The following is a 16,827-nucleotide window of genomic DNA, read 5'->3' on the forward strand; positions in this document are numbered from 1 at the left end:
GCGCGCTTCACGCCGCGAGCTCGTCCTCGGAGGCCTCCGGGGCATTGGAAGGCGTCATCAACAAGGCCTTTGCCAACGCCCCGATGCGCCGCAGCGCGCGAGGGTGTTCTTCGCCCCACTGACCGCCGACGCCCAGTCGCACGCAGTTCCGGAAGCGCGGGCTCGCCGAGAACATCATCCCCGGCGCGATCACGATGCGCTCCGCGAGGCAGGCCTGGTACAGCAGCGCGGTGTCCAGCCCGTCGGGCAGTTCCACCCACAGGATGAAGCCGCCGGCCGGGTCGGACACGCGCGTGCCCTTCGGGAAGCTCTCGGCGATCATCTGGCGGGCGTGGTCCACGCGCGCCGCGATGGTTGCCCGCAGCTGCCGCAAGGCGGCGCCGCCGCCGGCTTGCGTCAGCAGGTCCGCCAGCGCCAGCTCCAGCACGCCGGTCTGGCCGCCGGACTGCACCGCCTTCGTCCGCCGCAACACCTGGCCCCAGCGGCCCGCCTCCACCCACCCCAGCCGCAGCCCGGGCGCGATCGTCTTCGAGAACGAGCCGCAGATCATCACGTGCCCCGTCGTGTCGAAGGACTTCACCGCGCGGCGCTTGTCCTCCTGCTCGGACAGGTCGTTGTAGAGCACGTCCTCGATCAGCGCCACGTCGTGCTGCGCCAGCATCGCCGCCAGCCGGCGGCGTTCCGGCACCGGCATGGACGCGCCCAGCGGATTCGACAGCGTCGGCACCGTCAGCACCGCCTTGACCTGCTGGGTCTCGAAGGCCAGCTGCAGCGCGTCCAGCGACATGCCGTGCCGCGGATGCGTGGGGATCTCCAGCGCGCGCAGGTGCAGGCTCTGCAGGATCTCCAGGAAACCGTAATAGGTCGGCGATTCCAGCGCCACCACGTCGCCGGGCTTGCACACCGTGCGCAGGCACAGGCTGATCGCCTCCATGCAGCTGTTGGTGAGGACGACCTCGTCCGGGTCGAGCACGCAGCCCAGGCCGAGCGCATGCCGCGCGACCGCGCGCCGCGCCTCCTCCATGCCGGGGCCGAGCGGGTAGGTGCACAGCAGGTCGCGATGGCGCATCACCGCACGCGCCATCGCGCGGCGGACGCGGTCCTGGTCGAACAGCTCCGGGCCCGGACAGGCCGCGCCGAAGGAGACGAAGGCGGGGTCCTGCGACAGCGCCATCACCTGCACGCCGAGCTGGTCCAGCTGCACCATCCGGGATGCCGTGTCGGGGCGCGAGACGCGCGGTTCCGGCAGCCGCGGCGGTCGTGCCGCGACGAAGTAGCCCGAACGCGGCCGGGCCTCGATCAGCCGGGCGTCTTCCAGCCACCGGTAGGCCTGGACCGCCGTCGACAGCGAGACGCCGTGCTGTCCCGCCAGCTCCCGCACCGACGGCAGCCGCTCGCCGCGCTTCAAGGTGCCCGAGCGGATCGACCGGGCCATCCGGTCGGCGAGTTGCATGTACAGCGGTAGCAGCGGCGCGTCCATGCATCGATTCTGTGTGTTCCCACCCGGCGATGACCGATACAGATGAGCGGCAAGCCGGCCAGCACAGGCCCCGTTCGTGCGGGGGCTGTATGCCTCGTGTCGGTCGGCGGCTGTGGATGGAGCGCGACAGCCGGATTTTTTAAGGTGACGGCATGCAACCGCTCCGCCTGCTCCCCTCGCCGTTCCGGCCCCGTCTCCAGCCCCAGGTCTGGCCCGCGCCGGCTTTTGTCCCTCCCGGTCCGGGTCCCGACGCCCTCGTGCTGCCGACCGACGGCCGCCCGGTCGCGCTGCGCCTGCGGCGCCCCGTGCGGCTGCGGGTCTTCGGCGGCCGGGCCTGGATCACCCGGGTCGGCTGGCCGGACGATCACTGGCTGGAACCCGGCCAGACGCTGGACCTGCCGGCGCCCCCGGGTTGGTTCGGTTGGCGGATCTTCGCCAGTGGCGAGGGCGCATCACTCGTCACCCTGAGGGCGGAGACCCTCGATTAAGTCCAAGGCCTGTCACCGGTTTTTCGCTATAAATCGGCCCTCGAAGGTTTCCCGATGACATCACGACGATGTCAGCCAACCTACAAAGACATGGGACCGAAGTCCCACGAGGGAGTTGCGATGAATCGATCCGTGATGGGCCGGGTGGCGCGTCTGGCCGTGGCCGGCGCTGTTGGCGTGATGATGCTGAGCGCCTGCGGCGGCGGCGGTGAGAGCGGCACGCCGCTCAACGGCAGCAATAGCGGCAGCAACGGCGGCAGCAACAACGGCGGCGGCGGCTCCGTCGGCGGCGGGGGCAACACCGGCGGGAACACCGGGGGCGATACCACGATCCAGCCCAGCGCCAGTTACGCCCAGCAATGCGCGCCGGGCAACACGGAAGCGGCGGCCAATCTGCGCACCGCCTCGCTGTCCACGGAGAAGAGCTGGGTCCGTTCCTACCTCGACGAGGCCTACCTGTGGCGCGAGGACGTGCCGTCGATCAACGCCGCGGCGGCGGCCTACAGCGACAGCGACGTGGAGACCGCGCTGAACGCCTACTTCGAGGACCTGCTGTCGCCGGCGTTCACGGCGAGCGGCAAGCGCAAGGACCAGTTCAGCTTCATGATGAGCACGCGCGAGTGGAACGCGCTGTCGCAGAGCGGCGTGGAGGTCGGTTACGGCATCGAATGGTCGATGAAGTCGCCGACGCCGCCGCGCGGTCTGCGCGTCGCCTTCGTGGAACCCGGCAGCGTCGCCGACCGGGCCGGCGTGCGCCGCGGCGACACGCTGGTGACCGCGGACGGCGCGTCCGCGGATGCCGCCGATGCGGCCGGCGTGAACACGCTCAACGCGGCGCTCTTCCCCGACACCGCGGGCGGCAGCCACCGCCTGGTGCTGACGTCCAACGCGGGGCTGTCGCGCGACGTCTCGCTGGTCGCCGGCAACGTCACCAAGACGCCGGTGCCGACCAGCCAGGTGCTCACCGCCGCCGACGGCGCGAAGGTGGGCTACATGGTCTTCAACGACCACATCCTGACGGCGGAGGCGCAGCTGATCAGCGCGATGCGCAGCTTCGGCGCCAGCGGCGCGAGCGATCTGGTCGTCGACCTGCGCTACAACGGCGGCGGCTACCTGTTCATCGCCAGCGAGCTGGCCTACATGATCGCGGGCGGCACGGCGACGTCGGGCAAGACCTTCGAGCAGCTGCGCTACAACAGCAAGCGCAGCGCGGAAACCAACAGCCCGGATTCGAAGACGCCGTTCTACAGCGAGTCCTGCCTGCTGTCGGGCAACAACTGCACGTCCCAGCAGCCGCTGCCGGCGTTGAACCTCAAGCGCGTGTTCGTGCTGGCGCAGTCGGGCACCTGCTCGGCCAGCGAGGCGCTGATCAACGGCCTGCGCGGCGTCGACATCGAGGTCGTGCTGGTCGGCGGGACCACCTGCGGCAAGCCCTACGGTTTCTCCGCGAAGGACAACTGCGGCTACAGCTACTTCCCGATCGAGTTCGTCGGCACCAACAACAAGGGCTTCGGCGAGTACGCGGACGGCTTCGTGCCGGCGGGGACGGGCGCGACCGGGGTCAAGGGTTGCCAGGTCGCGGACGATTTCGACCACGCGCTGGGCGACACCAGCGAGGCGATGCTGGCCGCGGCGCTGCAGTACCGGGCCAACGGCACCTGCCCGGCGGCGGCGCAGTCGTCGGAAGCGGGCCGGGCCCGCGCGACGGGCGTGCGGGCGGCCGACGGCGATGCGATCGCGCTGAGTCTCAAGAAGCTTGCGGCGCGCAGCAACCGGATCGTCGGCGGACGGCCCTGAGCCCTCGATCCGCGCCGTTCATGGCGCACTGAAAAAGCCGCTCCCCGGAGCGGCTTTTTTGTTGTCGCGCGCGCCGATTTGTTGCACTGGGCAACGGAACCCTGCCCGCAGCGCTTCGACAAAGTCGCCTTCTCCCACAGAGGCGGCCGATTCGTTCGGCGGACAGCAGAGATGACCAAGAGAACCTGGATCGAGCGCGCGGCGAAGCGTGCGTCGATCATCGTGATGTGCGCCGCTTGCGTCGCGGTGTTGCAAGGCTGCCATGACGGCGGCGAAGACGTGATGGCCGTGGACGGGGCCGATGGCAAGGACGGCCCGCCGGGGCCGGCTGGAAAGGATGGCCGGGACGGGACGAACGGGACGAACGGGATGAATGGGCTGGACGGCTCCCCCGGGCCTCGCGGTCTGCCTGGCGAGGCCGGGCTGCCCGGACCGTCGGGCAGGGATGGCAAGGATGGGCTGGATGGCGAGGACGGTTTGCCCGGACCTCGCGGTCTACCGGGCGAAGCGGGCCTGCCCGGCCCGGCGGGCAAGGATGGCGAGGAGGGCCTGCCCGGGCTTCGCGGCCTGCCCGGACCGGCAGGCAGGGATGGACGGGATGGCGAGGACGGCTTGCCCGGACCTCGCGGTCTGCCCGGCGAAGCGGGCCTGCCCGGACCGGCGGGCAAGGAGGGGCGTGCTGGCAAGGACGGCTCGCCCGGCAATCCGGGCGAACGGGGTGAGCCGGGTTTTCCTGGTCCGGAAGGTCTCCCGGGCCGCCCCGGTCTTCCGGGCCCGCGTGGCGCGGACGGCAAGGACGGCGCGGACGCCGGTCGGGTGCTGAATCGCGCCTTTCAGCACAGCTCGGCCTACGCCGGGCAGTGCGCCCCGGACAACGTCGAAGCGAGGAGCGCCCGCGACGGCGCCCCCATCGGCAGCCTGGCGATCGAGCGGAACTGGGTGCGCTCGCTCATGGACGAGGTCTACCTCTGGCGCCAGGACGTGCCGTATGTCGATGTCGACGGACTCGACGATGACGACGTGTCGCGAGCCCTGTCGGCCTATCTGGACGCGTTGCGCTCGCCCGCGTTCAAGCCCGACGGAAAGCGCCGGGATGAATACACCCAGGTCGTGCCCACGTCCGCGTTCAACGCCTTCATGAGCGGCGGGGACGTGCCGGGGTTCGGCGTCGAATGGTCGGTGGGATCGCACACGCCGCCCAGGAACATCCGGGTCGCTTTCGTTCAGCCCGGCAGCGAGGCGGAGCGGCAAGGCGTCAAGCGGGGAGATACGCTGGTCGCCACGGCCGGCATCGAGGCCGACGACGACGACGAGGAACGCGCGGCCCTCCTCGCGGCGTCGATGTTTCCGCGCGACATGGAAACGGAGCACCGCTTCATCTTGAGGTCGGAGGGCGACGCTTCGACGAGGACCGTGATCCTTACCAGCGGCCTCGCCAGGCAGCCCGTGCCGTTGGTGAAAGTCTTCAACGTGGGAGACGAGGATGTCGGATATCTGCTGTTCCAGGAACATGGCGCGCACGCGACCGCCGAGCTGGTCAACGCGATCAATGACTTCAGCGAGGCGCGGATCGACCACCTCGTCATCGACCTGCGCTTCAACCAGGGAGGCGACTTGTCCGTCGCCAGTCAACTGGCCTACATGGTCGCTGGCAAGCGCAGCATGGGACAAGCCTTCTCGCGCCTCCAGGGCGGGCAACTGAGCGGCACGGAACTGCCGTTCCATGGCTGCGCCGACCTGAGCAGGCGCTGTCTGGCACCCGACCTGCCCACGCTCGATGCCGGCCATCTTCGGCGCGTGTACGTCCTGACCCAGGCCGGCACATGCGCGGCGAGCGAGGCCTTGATCAACAGCCTGCGAGGCGTCGGCGTGGAGGTCGTGCTGATCGGCAGCACCACCTGTGGTCGGCCCTATGCCGCCAGCCCGAGGGCCAACTGCGGCCACACCTACCTGCCGCTGGACCATGTCGTGAGCAACGCCCAGGGATTCTCAGGCTACGGCGAGGGCTTCGTGCCGGGCGGATCGGGTGCCAATGGGGTTCAGGGCTGCTTCGTGGTGGACGATCTCGCCCATGAGCTCAGCGATCCCAATGAGGCGCTGCTGAAAGTGGCTTTGATCCATGCCGCCACCGGCCAGTGCCGGGTGACGAGGCCATTGGAAGACCGGTCGGCAGACGCGGCGCCGATGGCGCCCTGGCGCGATCTGCTGCGCGGTGGCGCGATCGTCACGACGCCGCCGCACTGAGGGCGGCGGCGGTCTGGCGGCGGTCAGTCGGCGGTCAGTCGGCGGTCAGTCGGCGGTCAGTCGGCATGATGCCGACCTGACCGTCGCGCCGGATCAGAGCTTCGGAATCCTGATCCGGCTGATCATCAGCGAGCCCGAGATCGCGAACAGCAGCACCAGCGGGTGCAGCGTGAAGCCGCCGAGCTTGATGCCGCCGAACCACAGCGCCTCGCCGATCGCGCCTTGCCAGGCGGCGACCCACAGCACGAACACGATCAGCAGCGAGGTCGGGATCGGCGTGCCTTCGAAGTAGGCGACCTTGTCGTTGCCGCCGGACAGCGTCTCGGCGGTGATGTTGTAGCGGGCCAGACGCGACACGCCGCAGGCGACGAAGAAGCCCAGCACGATGCGGTCCCACAGCCCCTGCATGCCGCAGCCGTAGGCTATTACCGCCGGCGCGACGCCGAAGGAGATCACGTCGGCGAGCGAGTCGAGCTCACGCCCCATCGCGGAGCTCTTCTGGCGCCAGCGCGCGATGCGGCCGTCGAGCACGTCGAAGACCAGCGCCGCCGGGATCAGCGCGCACGCGTAGTACAGGTGCTGCACCGCGCCGGTCTGCAGGAAGGTCATCACCGAGAACAGCGCGCCGACGCCGCAGAAGGCGTTGCCCAGGGTGAACCAGTCCGCCAGGTGGAACTCGCGGATCATGGAGAAAGGCTTGGGTCGGTTCATGGGCAGCGAGCATAAGCGAAGGCCTTGGCTCACGTGGCAAAGGCCGCGCCCGGCTACGAGTCTCAGCCCGGCCCACTGCCCCAAGGTGAGAGGGCGAGTGGGAGGGAGAGGGGAAGGAGAGGAGGGACGGAGCGGGGGGAAGGAGAGGGCCGGGGAGGACTCTCAGCCGTCGCCCCGGGTCGTGCCGGGTGCGTCGACCTGAGGCGTCTCGGGGGCCGCCGTCATCCGGCCCCAGGCCTTGCGCGCCAGGTGCAGCGCGAGCAACCCGACCGGCATCCGCAGCCAGTGCGAACGCACGTACAGCGCGACCTCGGCCAGTGCGTGGCCGGGGAGGCGGCAACTGTCGTGGGCCGGCCGCAGCGCACGGCGATAGCAGGCGTCCAGCAGTCGCAGCGCCAGCGGGCCCGGCGGCGGGCCGAGCGCCGACGGCAACGTGTCCGGATAGGGCGTGTCCAGCAGCATCCGCGTGTAGCGCAGCGCCAGCCACAGCGGGCGGGAGAGGCCGATCCGCCGCGCGCGCTCCGCCAGCCGCGGCCAGAAGCCCTCGATCGCGCCGAACTCGCGCAACAGCGCGTCGAGGTCGAACAGGTCGCGCAGGCCGTTGGGCAACTCGCCCTCGTGGAACAGGTGGGCGGCGCTGTGCAGCAGCATGTCCTCGGGCGGCAACGTGAAGACGCCAGGCAGACCGTCCAGGGGCCGCGGCGCGTCGAACAGCGCGCGGCTGTCCAGAGGCGTGCGCGCCGTCGGCGGCAGCAGCGTGTGGTGCACGTCCAGCGAGGTGCCCCGGCGCTTGTGATGCAGCGGCGGCAGCTCGTGCATCCACGCGCGGTAGTAGCGCTGGTCGTAGGCGTCCAGGCCGTCGTCGAAGTCCCAGCCGTGCACCAGCAGCGTCGTCTCGCAGCGCGGCAGCTGTTCGGGCGGGATCAGCAGGTCGATGTCGCTGAACATCCGCCCCGGCGCCGGGGCGTGTCCACCGAGCGCATACGCGGCGCCCTTGAGCAGGATCAGCGGCCCGGGCAGCTCGGCCAGCGTCTGGCGCAGCAGGTCGACCTCGCGCCGCAGCATCTGCGCCTGCCGCCGCGACAGCAGCAGCGCCGAACGCAGATGCGGCTGCACCGGCTCGGGCAGCGTGGCCAGCCAGCCGCCGGCCTCCATCTGCGCGGCCAGCTTGCCGGCGAGGTTGGACCGCCGCGCCTGACGCAGCAGCAGGTCCCAGTCGGTCAGGCTCAGCCCGGCCGCGATCGCGGGCTGCAGCAGCACGCGGACCAGCAGCGGACGGCGTCGTTCGCCGTGATGCGCGCTCATGGCGCCGCCTCCGCGAGTGTCTCGAAGAGCGCCACGGCTTCGTCGAGCCGGCTGTACTCGAAGCGGTAGCACGCGCAGGCGTCGACCAGCCGTCCCAGCGTCTGGAAACCGGCCTGGCCGTGGACGTCGTAGTTGAAGGACTGCTCGGCGAGATCCATGAAGGCGCGGGCGCGCTCGATGGGCAGCAGCTGCGCGGCCGCCTCGGCGCGCCAGGCGGGCAGCACGACCCAGGCGGGCCGGGCGGGCGCGAGCCGGCTCTCGATCGCGTCCTGCGGCGCGCGCACCAGCGCGACCGTGCCTTTGGACGTGTTGGGCATGGACGCGCTGAAGTGCGCCTCCGGCACGAAGGACCGGATCAGCGGGATCGACGCGTTCTTCAGGTTGATCGGCCGCGCCATGCCGTGCACGAGGCCGGTGGCCATGTCCAGCAGGCCGAGTTCGTCCGACAGCAGGCGCCAGCCGCGATGCGCCAGCGCCGCGCACAGCGTGCTCTTGCCGGAGCCCGGCGGCGCCGGCATCAGCAGCGCGCGGCCGTCGCGCTCGAGCACCGCCGCGTGGATCAGCAGGTATTGATGGGCGTGGGCGGCGATGCACCAGTTGATGCCCCATTCGAGCATCGCCAGCGCCTGCGCGGCCGGCAGCGGCGTGAAGGAGCGCTGCCCGTCGAACCAGAATTCGGCGCGGCCCTGCAGGCGGCTCAGCCAATGGGGGCTGCGCAGGACGGCGACGTGGAAGTCGACGAACTCCTCCTCGCCGGCCAGCTCGAAGTCCTGGTACATGGCCGCGACGTCGGCCGCGAGATGGGGGATGTCCGAGCGCACGCGCACGGTGAAGGGCGACAGCCGCAGCGTCACGCCGCCGTCGCGCATCCGGGCCCGCAGCCCGGCGGTGCCGACGTCCTGCAGTCTCAAGCGACCGGCTCCTCCGCTGCCTCCGCCACCGCCTGCGCCGGGTCCGTGGGCGTCAGCAGGTGGATGTCGGCCAGGCGGCGCAGATGCAGGTCCAGCAGTTCGGACAGGGCCTCGGGGGTGGGGGGCTCGTCCCAGTCGACGTCCCTGGCCAGGCGCGCCAGGAGTTGGTCGCGGTCCAGCGGCTCGGCGGCCAGCCATTCGGCCAGTTGCGCGCCGAGCGCGGCGATCAGGTGGGTGTCCCCGCTGTCGGGGTCGAAATAGACCGCGTGCTGTTCGCCCTCCCAGGCGAGCAGCACGTCATCGAGCGGTTGCCTGCAGCGCCAGGCGGCTCCGGCCATCAAGCCACGAGCCAGTTGCTGTACAGGTAGTTCTTGAAGTCCGCCTGGGTCCAGGCCGCGCCGGTCGAGTTGGTCGGCTTGAAGAGGCCGGGGCCTTGCGAGGCCATCTGCAGCAGCATGTCCTGGCCGGTCGCCGACAGCACGCATTGGCCGACGCTGTTGCCGGCGAACAGGGTGTTCAGCCGCGCGACGATCATCATCGTGCCGTAGCCCGACGTGTCGTTCTTCAGCAGGTTGTAGACGTTGGCCGTGCCGCTGACGTTCTTGAGGCCGCCCGGGAACAGCTTGGAGACGGTCAGGTTGTTACGCGCATAGGTCAGCGTCTTGCCGGAATAGTACTGGGCGATGACGTAGTTCCAGGGGGCGTTGCCGCCGCGCACCTGGGACCGGCCCGAGTTGTCCTTCCAGTTGGAGATGTACCAGCACTCGGTGTTGTTGATCACCGCCGCGTCGGCACGCGCCTGCACGCTGGCGCCGCCGTTGCGCAGGATCGCCGAGCCCCAGGCCGAGGTCGTGTTGCAGTGCCACGCCATCGCGGGACGGCTGGCCAGCGTCAGGCCGACCGGCACCACGCCTGCCTGGATGAAACGGCGGCGGCGTTGCGAGACGACGGAACCCTTGACCGGGGTCGGGGTGGCCGAAGACTGCGTGGTGGTGTCGCTGCTGTTGTCCATATGCTCAGCTTTCGTGGTGCTACGCCGTCCTGATTCCTGCGGACGCTCAAGCGGATCGGCGCTCCCGTCCGACCTGCGATCGCAGTGTTCCATACAAGCCTGCCACCGGATACCCCGCCCAACCCCTTGAACGGGTGGCGTGCGGTGTCCGTCCGGCGCCAGATAAGTCAGCGCCTGCTTACGCGGAGTCCCTTGCTGTCGTTGACGCGGGATCCATGTGTCCGGCGACGGATCCGGCGGCATGAGGCGGATGGCCCATGCCAGTGACGGCTTCAGGCGACAACGCCCGCGCCTGCCCTTGCGCCTGGGTGTCCTCCTCCACGTCCATGTCGTCCTCCACCAGGAAGCCGCCGCTCTGGTGCGCCCACAGCTTCGCGTAGAGGCCGCCCTGGGCCAGCAGCGCCGCATGGTCGCCCTGTTCGACGATGCGGCCCTGGTCCATCACGATCAGCCGGTCCATGGCCGCGATCGTCGACAGCCGGTGCGCGATCGCGACCACGGTCTTGCCTTCCATCAGCCGGTACAGGCTGCGCTGGATCGCGGCCTCGACCTCGGAGTCCAGCGCGCTGGTCGCTTCGTCGAGCAGCAGGATCGGCGCGTCCTTGAGCATCACCCGGGCGATCGCGATCCGCTGGCGCTGGCCGCCGGACAGCTTCACGCCGCGTTCGCCGACGTGGGCGTCGTAGCCCTGCCGGCCCTTCGGGTCCGTCAGGCCGTCGATGAAGTCCACGGCCTCGGCCCGCTCGGCGGCGGCGCGCATCTCCTCCTCCGTCGCGTCGGGTCGGCCGTACATCAGGTTGTCGCGCACCGAGCGGTGCAGCAGGCTGGTGTCCTGGGTGACCATGCCGACCTGGCGTCTCAGGCTGTCCTGGGTGGCGGTGGCGATGTCCTGGCCGTCGATCAGCACGCGGCCCTTGTCCACGTCGTAGAAGCGCAGCAGCAGGTTGACCAGCGTCGACTTGCCCGCGCCCGAGCGGCCCACCACGCCGATCTTCTCGCCGGGGCGGATCGTCAGGGTCAGGTCGTGCAGCACGGTCTTGCGACCGCCGTAGCTGAAGTCGACATGCTCGAAGCGGACCTCGCCCCGGGTCACGTCCAGCGGCCTGGCGTCGTCCGCATCCTGGATCGCGATGGGGCGCGACAACGTCGTGATGCCGTCCTGCACGGTGCCGATGTTCTCGAACAGGCTGGCCATCTCCCACATGATCCAGTGCGAGATCCCGTTCAGGCGCAGTGCCATCGCGGTGGCGGCGGCGACCGCGCCGATGCCGACCTGGCCTTGCGTCCACAGCCAGACCGTCATGCCGGCGGTCGAGGCGATCAGGCCCATCGACAGCGCATGGTTGACGATCTCGAAACCGCTGATCAGCCGCATCTGGCGGTAGGCGGTGTTCAGGAAGTCCTGCATCGCGCCGCGGGCGAAACCGGCTTCGCGATTGGAGTGCGAGAACAGCTTGACCGTGCTGATGTTGGTGTACGCGTCGGTGATGCGGCCGGTCATCAGGCTGCGGGCGTCGGCCTGCGCGGTGGCGGCCTTGCCCAGGCGCGGCACGAAGTAGCTCAGCGCCACGACGTAGCAGGCCAGCCAGCCCAGGAAGGGCAGCAGCAGCGTCGCGTCGAAGCTGCCGACGACGCCCAGCATCGTCACGAAGTAGATCGTGATGAAGACCAGGATGTCGGTGACGATCAGCCAGCATTCGCGCACCGCCAGCGCCGTCTGCATCAGCTTGGCGGAGACGCGGCCGGCGAACTCGTCCTGGTAGAAGCTCATGCTCTGCGCGAGCAGGTGGCGGTGGAAGTTCCAGCGCAGCCGCATCGGGAAGTTGCTGGACAGGCCCTGGTACTTGCTCAGCGACTGCAGCGCGATCAGCAGCGGGCTGGCCAGCAGGATGCCGCCGAGCATCAGCAGCTTGTCCTGCTGCGTCGCCCACCACTGCGCGGGCGGGACCTGGCTGAGCCAGTCGACGACGGAGCCCAGCATCGAGAACAGCAGCGCCTCGAAGGCGCCGATGGCGGCGGTCAGGACGATGAGCACCCCCACCAGGCCGCGCATGCCGTGCGAGCCGGCCCAGACGAAGGCGAAGAACCCCTTGGGCGGCTGAGGCGCCGGGGTCTGCGGAAACGGATCGACGAGTTTTTCGAACCAGCCAAACACGGCGGTCTCCCTGTCACTTCTGCGAGACCGCTGAGCCTACAGGAGCCGTGTGGCGGGCGCACCCCACCCCCGCTTCGGTGGCGGGTGGGTGGGGTGAACGGGGGGAATCCGCGCTCGGTTGGGTTACTTCGCCGGCAGGGGTAGCAGCTGGCCCTGCGCCTGCTTGGGCGCGGGGATGTGCAGGAGGGCCGACAGCGTCGGCGCGAGGTCGACGATCTCGACGCGCTGCTCGATGCGGCCCTGGCCGACCCACGTCGGTCCCCAGGTCAGCAGCGGAACGTGGGTGTCGTTCTCATACGGGCTGCCGTGGGTGGTGCCGGTCGCGCGGGAACCGAACATCCAGCCCGCCTTCGGCACCACCTGCAGCGGCGCGGCGATGCCGGGGTACCAGGAGCGGCGGAACTGCTCGAGGTAGGGCGTCGTGGTGTCCGTTCCGGCCAGCTGCGCGCGGGTGAAGGCCACCTGGATGCCATCGATCTGCTCGACCGACGCCTTGGCGACGGCATAGACGTCGTCGGGGTTCAGGCCGCCGGCCTTGATCGCCACCTCGTCGAAGATCACGCCCGATCCGGACATGTTGAGTGCCCAGCGGTACTCGCCGAAGCGTTTCGACAGGCCCGCGTTGATGACGCCCACGACCTGCGCCGGGTTGATGCGTCCGGCGTCCCGGCCCTGCGACTTCGCCCATTCGGGTGTGTCGGTGAAGCCGTGGTCGGCGGTCAGCACGGCGACGTAGTTGTCGCGCCCGATCTTGGCGTCGAGGTACTTGAACCAGTCCTGCAGGTAGGCGTCGAGGTGCAGGAAGTGGTCGTGCGACAGCCGCGATTCCGGACCGAAGGCGTGGTTGATGTAGTCATGGCTGGAGAGGCTGACGGACAGGATGTCCGTCTGGTCGTCGGTGCCCAGCCGCTCGCCCTCGACAGCAGCCTTGGCGAAGGCCAGTGTCAGTTCGTCACCGAAGGGGGAGGGCAGGATGTTGCCGTAGAAGCGCGGCCCCGGGCCCTCCATGCCGGCGCCCAGCACGGCCGGCAGCTTGTTGCCGTTCCCGCTGTTGGCCTGCCAGGGCTGGCCGTCCGGCACGCTGCGCGCGTAGGCCGCTTCCGGCAGCATCGGGGACCAGGTCTTGCCGAAGAACTTGTCGGCCGGCCTGGCCGCGTTGAAGGCGTCGACCCAGGCGGGGTGCTTGTCCATGTAGTAGGTGGACGACGCGAATTCGCCGCTGCCGCCCATGTACATGTAGGCCGTGCCCTTGTGGCCGGCCGGCAGGATGGCGCCGCGGTCCTTGCCGGAGATGCCGATGACCTTCGACCCCGGCTGCAGCGTGCGCAGCACGTCGCCGACGGTCTCGACCTTGTAGTTGTTCGGGCTCGTGCCTGCCAGCGGCTCGGTCTTGTTGCCGATGTACTGGTAGCGCGCATCGGCGGTGTTGTACTGCGGGGCGGCGGTCATCGGATCGCGCCACTCGTTGCCGATGATGCCGCTGCGCTGCGGGTAGGCGCCGCTCAGCATGATCGAGTGGCCGGCGGCCGTGACCGTGTAGCCGTGACCGTAGTACGCGTTGGCGAACCAGGCGCCGCGGTCCAGGAAGCGCTTGAAGCCGTCCGGCTGCAACTGGTCGCGATAGCCGAGCACCTGCCGGATCGGCAGCCCGTCGACCACCATGAAGACCACCAGCCTGGGCGGTTTCTTTGCCGCGAAGGCAGCTGCGGGGCCAGGGGTTGCCGGGGCGGCGCCGGCGGCCGAGGTCGGGGAGGACGGGGCGTTGGCGCAGGCGGCCAGCGCCGCCAGGACGGGCACCAGCAGCCAGGTGCGACGGGTCAGGGTCATGGCGGATCGGGGCTCCGGACGAAGCCGCTGAAACAGATATGACAGCGGAGTATCCGCCTCCCGCTCGCGGTGTCGGGGCGGCTGCCGGCGCATCTGCTCGCTCTGCGCGGCGGGGAAACCCTGACCGGGCGGCCTGGAACCTGCCAGGCAGCCGAAGGGGCCTGGACGGAAAAAAGGCCGGGCACCACGCGGTGACCGGCCCATTTCACTTTCTGGTTGGATCGCTTGACGCGCTCCCCTCCTGTTATTGGAGGCGATTCTGCGGGCCGCAGGCAAAGGGCATGCCCGGGTTTGCCCGAGGTGGGGCGATTGACGTGAGAACTCCTCCTCAAGTGGGGAGGGTTCAGGCGCGAAGTGATGCGCCGAAGCGACGCTTCTTCAAGAGATTCGCGACGCGAGTCAATGACTCATCGATGTAGAAGTGCATCGTCCAGCACCTCGACCCAATGTCGGACCGGGACGTCCGTGCCACTTTGCAGATGCTGGATGCAGCCGATGTTGGCCGAGACGATGGCCTCGGCCGCCAGCGGCGCGAGCGCGGCGAGCTTGCGTTCCCGCAACTGCTTGGACAGCAGCGGTTGCAGCACCGAATACGTGCCGGCGGAGCCGCAGCAGAGGTGGCTTTCGCTGGGGGCGACCGAGATCTCGAAGCCGAGCTCGCGCATCAGGCCCTCGACGCCGCCGCGCAGCTGCTGACCGTGCTGCAGCGTGCAGGGCGGGTGATAGGCGAGCTTCGGGCGCGGCGCCGTCGACGCGTCCTTGCCCATGCGCGAGCGCAGCGGCTGGACCAGTTCGGGCAGGAACTCGCTGAGGTCGCGGGTCAGGGCGGACACGCGCTGGGCCTTCTCCGCGTAGTCCGGGTCGTGCGCGAGCAGCCGGCCATAGTCCTTGACCTGCACGCCGCAGCCGGACGCGTTCATCACGATGGCCTCGACCTGCTCGCCGTGCCCGTCGACCATCGGCCACCAGGCGTCGATGTTGCGCCGCGCGTCGTCGAGGCCGCCGTGGTGGTCGTTCATGTGCGTGCGGATGGCGCCGCAGCAGCCGGCCTCGTCGGCGACCAGCGTCTGCACGCCGGCCGCGTCGAGCACGCGGGCGGTGGCCGCGTTGATGTTGGGCATCATTGCCGGCTGCACGCAGCCGAGCAGCATCAGCACCTTGCGCGGATGCGTGCGTTGCGGCCACTGGTGGGCGCGCGCGTCGGGCTTGGGCGGCACCTTGTCCTTGAGCGCGCCCGGGACCAGCGGACGCAGGGCCTGCCCGATCCGCAACGCCGGCTTGAACAGCGGCGAGGTCAGCCCCTCCTTCAGCAGCCAGCGCTTGAGGCGCTCTTCGCGCGGGCGCTCGACCTTCGCGTCGACGATCTGCCGGCCGATCTCGACGAGCTGGCCGTACTGGACGCCCGAAGGGCAGGTGGTCTCGCAATTGCGGCAGGTCAGGCAGCGGTCCAGATGCAGTTGCGTCGCCGCGGTCGGCGGCTCGCCCTCGAGCACCTGCTTGATCAGGTAGATGCGGCCGCGCGGCCCGTCGAGCTCATCCCCCAGCAGCTGATAGGTCGGACAGGTCGCGGTGCAGAAGCCGCAGTGCACGCAGCGACGCAGGATGGCCTCGGCGGTCTCGCCTTCCGGAGTGCCTTGGAATTCGGGGGCCAGGTGGGTTTGCATCGGTCGGCTTGCTGTGGGCTTGCTGCGCGTCGTGAGGCTGGAGGAGACGTCTCGCTTCGGAGACCCGGTTCAACGGCCCGGGCCAGAGGTCCGGCTCAAAGATCCGGATAGAGCCGTCCCGGATTGAAGATGCCCGCCGGATCGAACTGCCGCTTCAACTCCTTGTGGATGCGTGTGAGCTGCGGGCCGAGCGGCGAGAAGGTGCCGGCCGACTTGTCGTTGGCGTAGAACATCGTCGCGTGGCCGCCGGCCGCGGCCACCACCTCGCGCACCTGCGCGGGCGCCATCGGCGTGACGACCCAGCGCTGCGCGCCGCCCCATTCCACGAGCTGCTCGCCGTGCAGCGGCATCGGCGGCGTCGTCGACGGCACGGCGATGCGCCACAAGGTCGCGCCGCCCTGCACCGCCCGGCGCGCGCCGAGGAAGAACTCGTCGCACTGGTCGCGCAGGCCCTGCCAGAACGGCGCGGCCATGGTCTCCGGAATCGCGGAGCCGCCGAGCCTGTGGATCGCCGCGCGGACCGCCGCCTCGGCGCCCGAGAGCCGCACCACCAGCGCGCCGTCCCACCAGGCGCTCGCCGACACCGGCAGCGGCTGCCCGCCCCAGCGGTTCATCTGCAGCAGGGCCTTGTCCTGCTTGGCCTCGAAGCGCAGCGTCGCCGTCGCGACCGGCTGCGGCAGCACCTTCAGCGTCACCTGCGCGATCAGCCCGAGCACGCCCAGCGATCCGGCCATCAGCCGCGACACGTCGTAACCGGCGACGTTCTTCATCACCGTGCCGCCGAAGTGCAGCAGCTCACCCTTGGCGTCCAGCATCGTCAGCCCCAGCACGTGATCGCGCACCGCGCCGGCCGTCGCGCGCGCCGGGCCCGACAGCCCGCTCGCGACCATGCCGCCGATCGTGCCCGTGCCGCCCGAGGCCGCGCCGACGAAACGCGGCGGCTCGAAGGCCAGGTGTTGCCCATGCTGCGCGAGCAGCGCCTCCACGTCCGCCACCGGCGTGCCGGCGGCCGCGGTCACGTAGAGCTCGCTCGGCTCATACGCCATCACGCCGTTGAGCGACAGCGTCGACATCGGCTCTGCGTCGCCCAGCGGCCCGCCGTAGAAGTCCTTGCTGCCATGGCCGGTGAAACGCACCGGCCGGCCTTCGGCGAAGCGGGCCGCCATCGCCTCCAGCGTCGCCATCAGTTGCGTCGCGGGGACGAAGCCGGGGGACGGGTCCGTGTCCGCCGCC

At 70.1% G+C, this 16,827-nt stretch carries 13 protein-coding genes; 3 read left to right on the forward strand and 10 right to left on the reverse strand.

What is annotated here, in order from left to right:
* Positions 1-7: 7 nt before the first annotated feature.
* Positions 8-1,480 (reverse strand): PLP-dependent aminotransferase family protein, encoded by a 1,473-nt coding sequence (locus tag ACQ4L4_RS22990; protein WP_431101163.1) that lies wholly within the window; start codon positions 1,478-1,480, stop codon positions 8-10.
* A gap of 257 nt (positions 1,481-1,737) precedes the next feature.
* Here ACQ4L4_RS22990 and ACQ4L4_RS22995 point away from each other — a divergent pair, with 257 nt between their 5' ends.
* The 3 genes from ACQ4L4_RS22995 (at position 1,738) to ACQ4L4_RS23005 (ending at position 6,009) form a co-directional block, all read left to right on the forward strand.
* Entirely contained in the window at positions 1,738-1,968 is a 231-nt protein-coding gene (locus ACQ4L4_RS22995; RefSeq protein WP_377158460.1) for a DUF2917 domain-containing protein, read from the forward strand.
* A gap of 120 nt (positions 1,969-2,088) precedes the next feature.
* On the forward strand, positions 2,089-3,765 hold the full coding sequence (locus tag ACQ4L4_RS23000) for a S41 family peptidase (protein WP_431101165.1): 1,677 nt from the start codon (positions 2,089-2,091) through the stop codon (positions 3,763-3,765).
* A 171-nt stretch (positions 3,766-3,936) separates the two neighbouring features.
* On the forward strand, positions 3,937-6,009 hold the full coding sequence (locus ACQ4L4_RS23005) for a S41 family peptidase (protein ID WP_431101166.1): 2,073 nt from the start codon (positions 3,937-3,939) through the stop codon (positions 6,007-6,009).
* A gap of 93 nt (positions 6,010-6,102) precedes the next feature.
* On the opposite strand, the gene pssA is transcribed toward ACQ4L4_RS23005, so the two are convergent.
* The 9 genes from pssA to glcE form a co-directional block, all read right to left on the reverse strand.
* Complete coding sequence (gene pssA, locus ACQ4L4_RS23010; RefSeq protein WP_431101167.1) at positions 6,103-6,720, reverse strand: CDP-diacylglycerol--serine O-phosphatidyltransferase; 618 nt, start codon at positions 6,718-6,720, stop codon at positions 6,103-6,105.
* Between the two features lie 162 nt (positions 6,721-6,882).
* A complete protein-coding gene (locus ACQ4L4_RS23015; RefSeq protein ID WP_431101168.1) occupies positions 6,883-8,025 on the reverse strand; it encodes a nucleotidyltransferase domain-containing protein in 1,143 nt (380 codons plus the stop codon).
* Positions 8,022-8,936 carry an HprK-related kinase A gene (locus ACQ4L4_RS23020; protein WP_431101169.1) on the reverse strand — a complete coding sequence of 305 codons (915 nt, stop codon included), beginning with the start codon at positions 8,934-8,936 and terminating at the stop codon, positions 8,022-8,024. Before ACQ4L4_RS23020 ends, ACQ4L4_RS23015 begins: the two co-directional genes overlap by 4 nt.
* Positions 8,933-9,274 carry an HPr-rel-A system PqqD family peptide chaperone gene (locus ACQ4L4_RS23025; protein ID WP_431101170.1) on the reverse strand — a complete coding sequence of 114 codons (342 nt, stop codon included), beginning with the start codon at positions 9,272-9,274 and terminating at the stop codon, positions 8,933-8,935. Before ACQ4L4_RS23025 ends, ACQ4L4_RS23020 begins: the two co-directional genes overlap by 4 nt.
* Positions 9,274-9,948 (reverse strand): hypothetical protein, encoded by a 675-nt coding sequence (locus ACQ4L4_RS23030; protein ID WP_431101172.1) that lies wholly within the window; start codon positions 9,946-9,948, stop codon positions 9,274-9,276. Before ACQ4L4_RS23030 ends, ACQ4L4_RS23025 begins: the two co-directional genes overlap by 1 nt.
* Positions 9,949-10,126: 178 nt before the next feature.
* Positions 10,127-12,103 (reverse strand): ABC transporter ATP-binding protein, encoded by a 1,977-nt coding sequence (locus ACQ4L4_RS23035; protein ID WP_431101173.1) that lies wholly within the window; start codon positions 12,101-12,103, stop codon positions 10,127-10,129.
* Positions 12,104-12,226: 123 nt separating this feature from the next.
* Complete coding sequence (locus ACQ4L4_RS23040) at positions 12,227-13,930, reverse strand: alkaline phosphatase family protein (protein ID WP_431101174.1); 1,704 nt, start codon at positions 13,928-13,930, stop codon at positions 12,227-12,229.
* Positions 13,931-14,337: 407 nt separating this feature from the next.
* Positions 14,338-15,594, reverse strand: a complete 1,257-nt coding sequence (gene glcF / locus ACQ4L4_RS23045; protein ID WP_431101176.1) for a glycolate oxidase subunit GlcF — start codon at positions 15,592-15,594, stop codon at positions 14,338-14,340.
* 95 nt (positions 15,595-15,689) lie between these two features.
* The gene (gene glcE, locus ACQ4L4_RS23050) at positions 15,690-16,778 is read right to left on the reverse strand and encodes a glycolate oxidase subunit GlcE (RefSeq protein ID WP_431104996.1); all 1,089 of its coding nucleotides are present in this window, start codon (positions 16,776-16,778) and stop codon (positions 15,690-15,692) included.
* Positions 16,779-16,827 lie beyond the last annotated feature (49 nt).

It is taken from the genome of Roseateles noduli (assembly GCF_050626985.1).
Taxonomy (GTDB): domain Bacteria; phylum Pseudomonadota; class Gammaproteobacteria; order Burkholderiales; family Burkholderiaceae_C; genus Roseateles; species Roseateles noduli_A.

What these genes read in the sequence shown, in the direction of transcription:
- ACQ4L4_RS22990 (WP_431101163.1), bottom strand. Translation starts at nt 1,480, where the DNA reads ATGGACGCGCCGCTGCTACCGCTGTACATGCAACTCGCCGACCGGATG.
- ACQ4L4_RS23000 (WP_431101165.1), top strand. Translation starts at nt 2,089, where the DNA reads ATGAATCGATCCGTGATGGGCCGGGTGGCGCGTCTGGCCGTGGCCGGC.
- ACQ4L4_RS23005 (WP_431101166.1), top strand. Translation starts at nt 3,937, where the DNA reads ATGACCAAGAGAACCTGGATCGAGCGCGCGGCGAAGCGTGCGTCGATC.
- pssA (WP_431101167.1), bottom strand. Translation starts at nt 6,720, where the DNA reads ATGAACCGACCCAAGCCTTTCTCCATGATCCGCGAGTTCCACCTGGCG.
- ACQ4L4_RS23015 (WP_431101168.1), bottom strand. Translation starts at nt 8,025, where the DNA reads ATGAGCGCGCATCACGGCGAACGACGCCGTCCGCTGCTGGTCCGCGTG.
- ACQ4L4_RS23025 (WP_431101170.1), bottom strand. Translation starts at nt 9,274, where the DNA reads ATGGCCGGAGCCGCCTGGCGCTGCAGGCAACCGCTCGATGACGTGCTG.
- ACQ4L4_RS23030 (WP_431101172.1), bottom strand. Translation starts at nt 9,948, where the DNA reads ATGGACAACAGCAGCGACACCACCACGCAGTCTTCGGCCACCCCGACC.
- ACQ4L4_RS23040 (WP_431101174.1), bottom strand. Translation starts at nt 13,930, where the DNA reads ATGACCCTGACCCGTCGCACCTGGCTGCTGGTGCCCGTCCTGGCGGCG.
- glcF (WP_431101176.1), bottom strand. Translation starts at nt 15,594, where the DNA reads ATGCAAACCCACCTGGCCCCCGAATTCCAAGGCACTCCGGAAGGCGAG.
- glcE (WP_431104996.1), bottom strand. Translation starts at nt 16,778, where the DNA reads ATGGCGACGCTGGAGGCGATGGCGGCCCGCTTCGCCGAAGGCCGGCCG.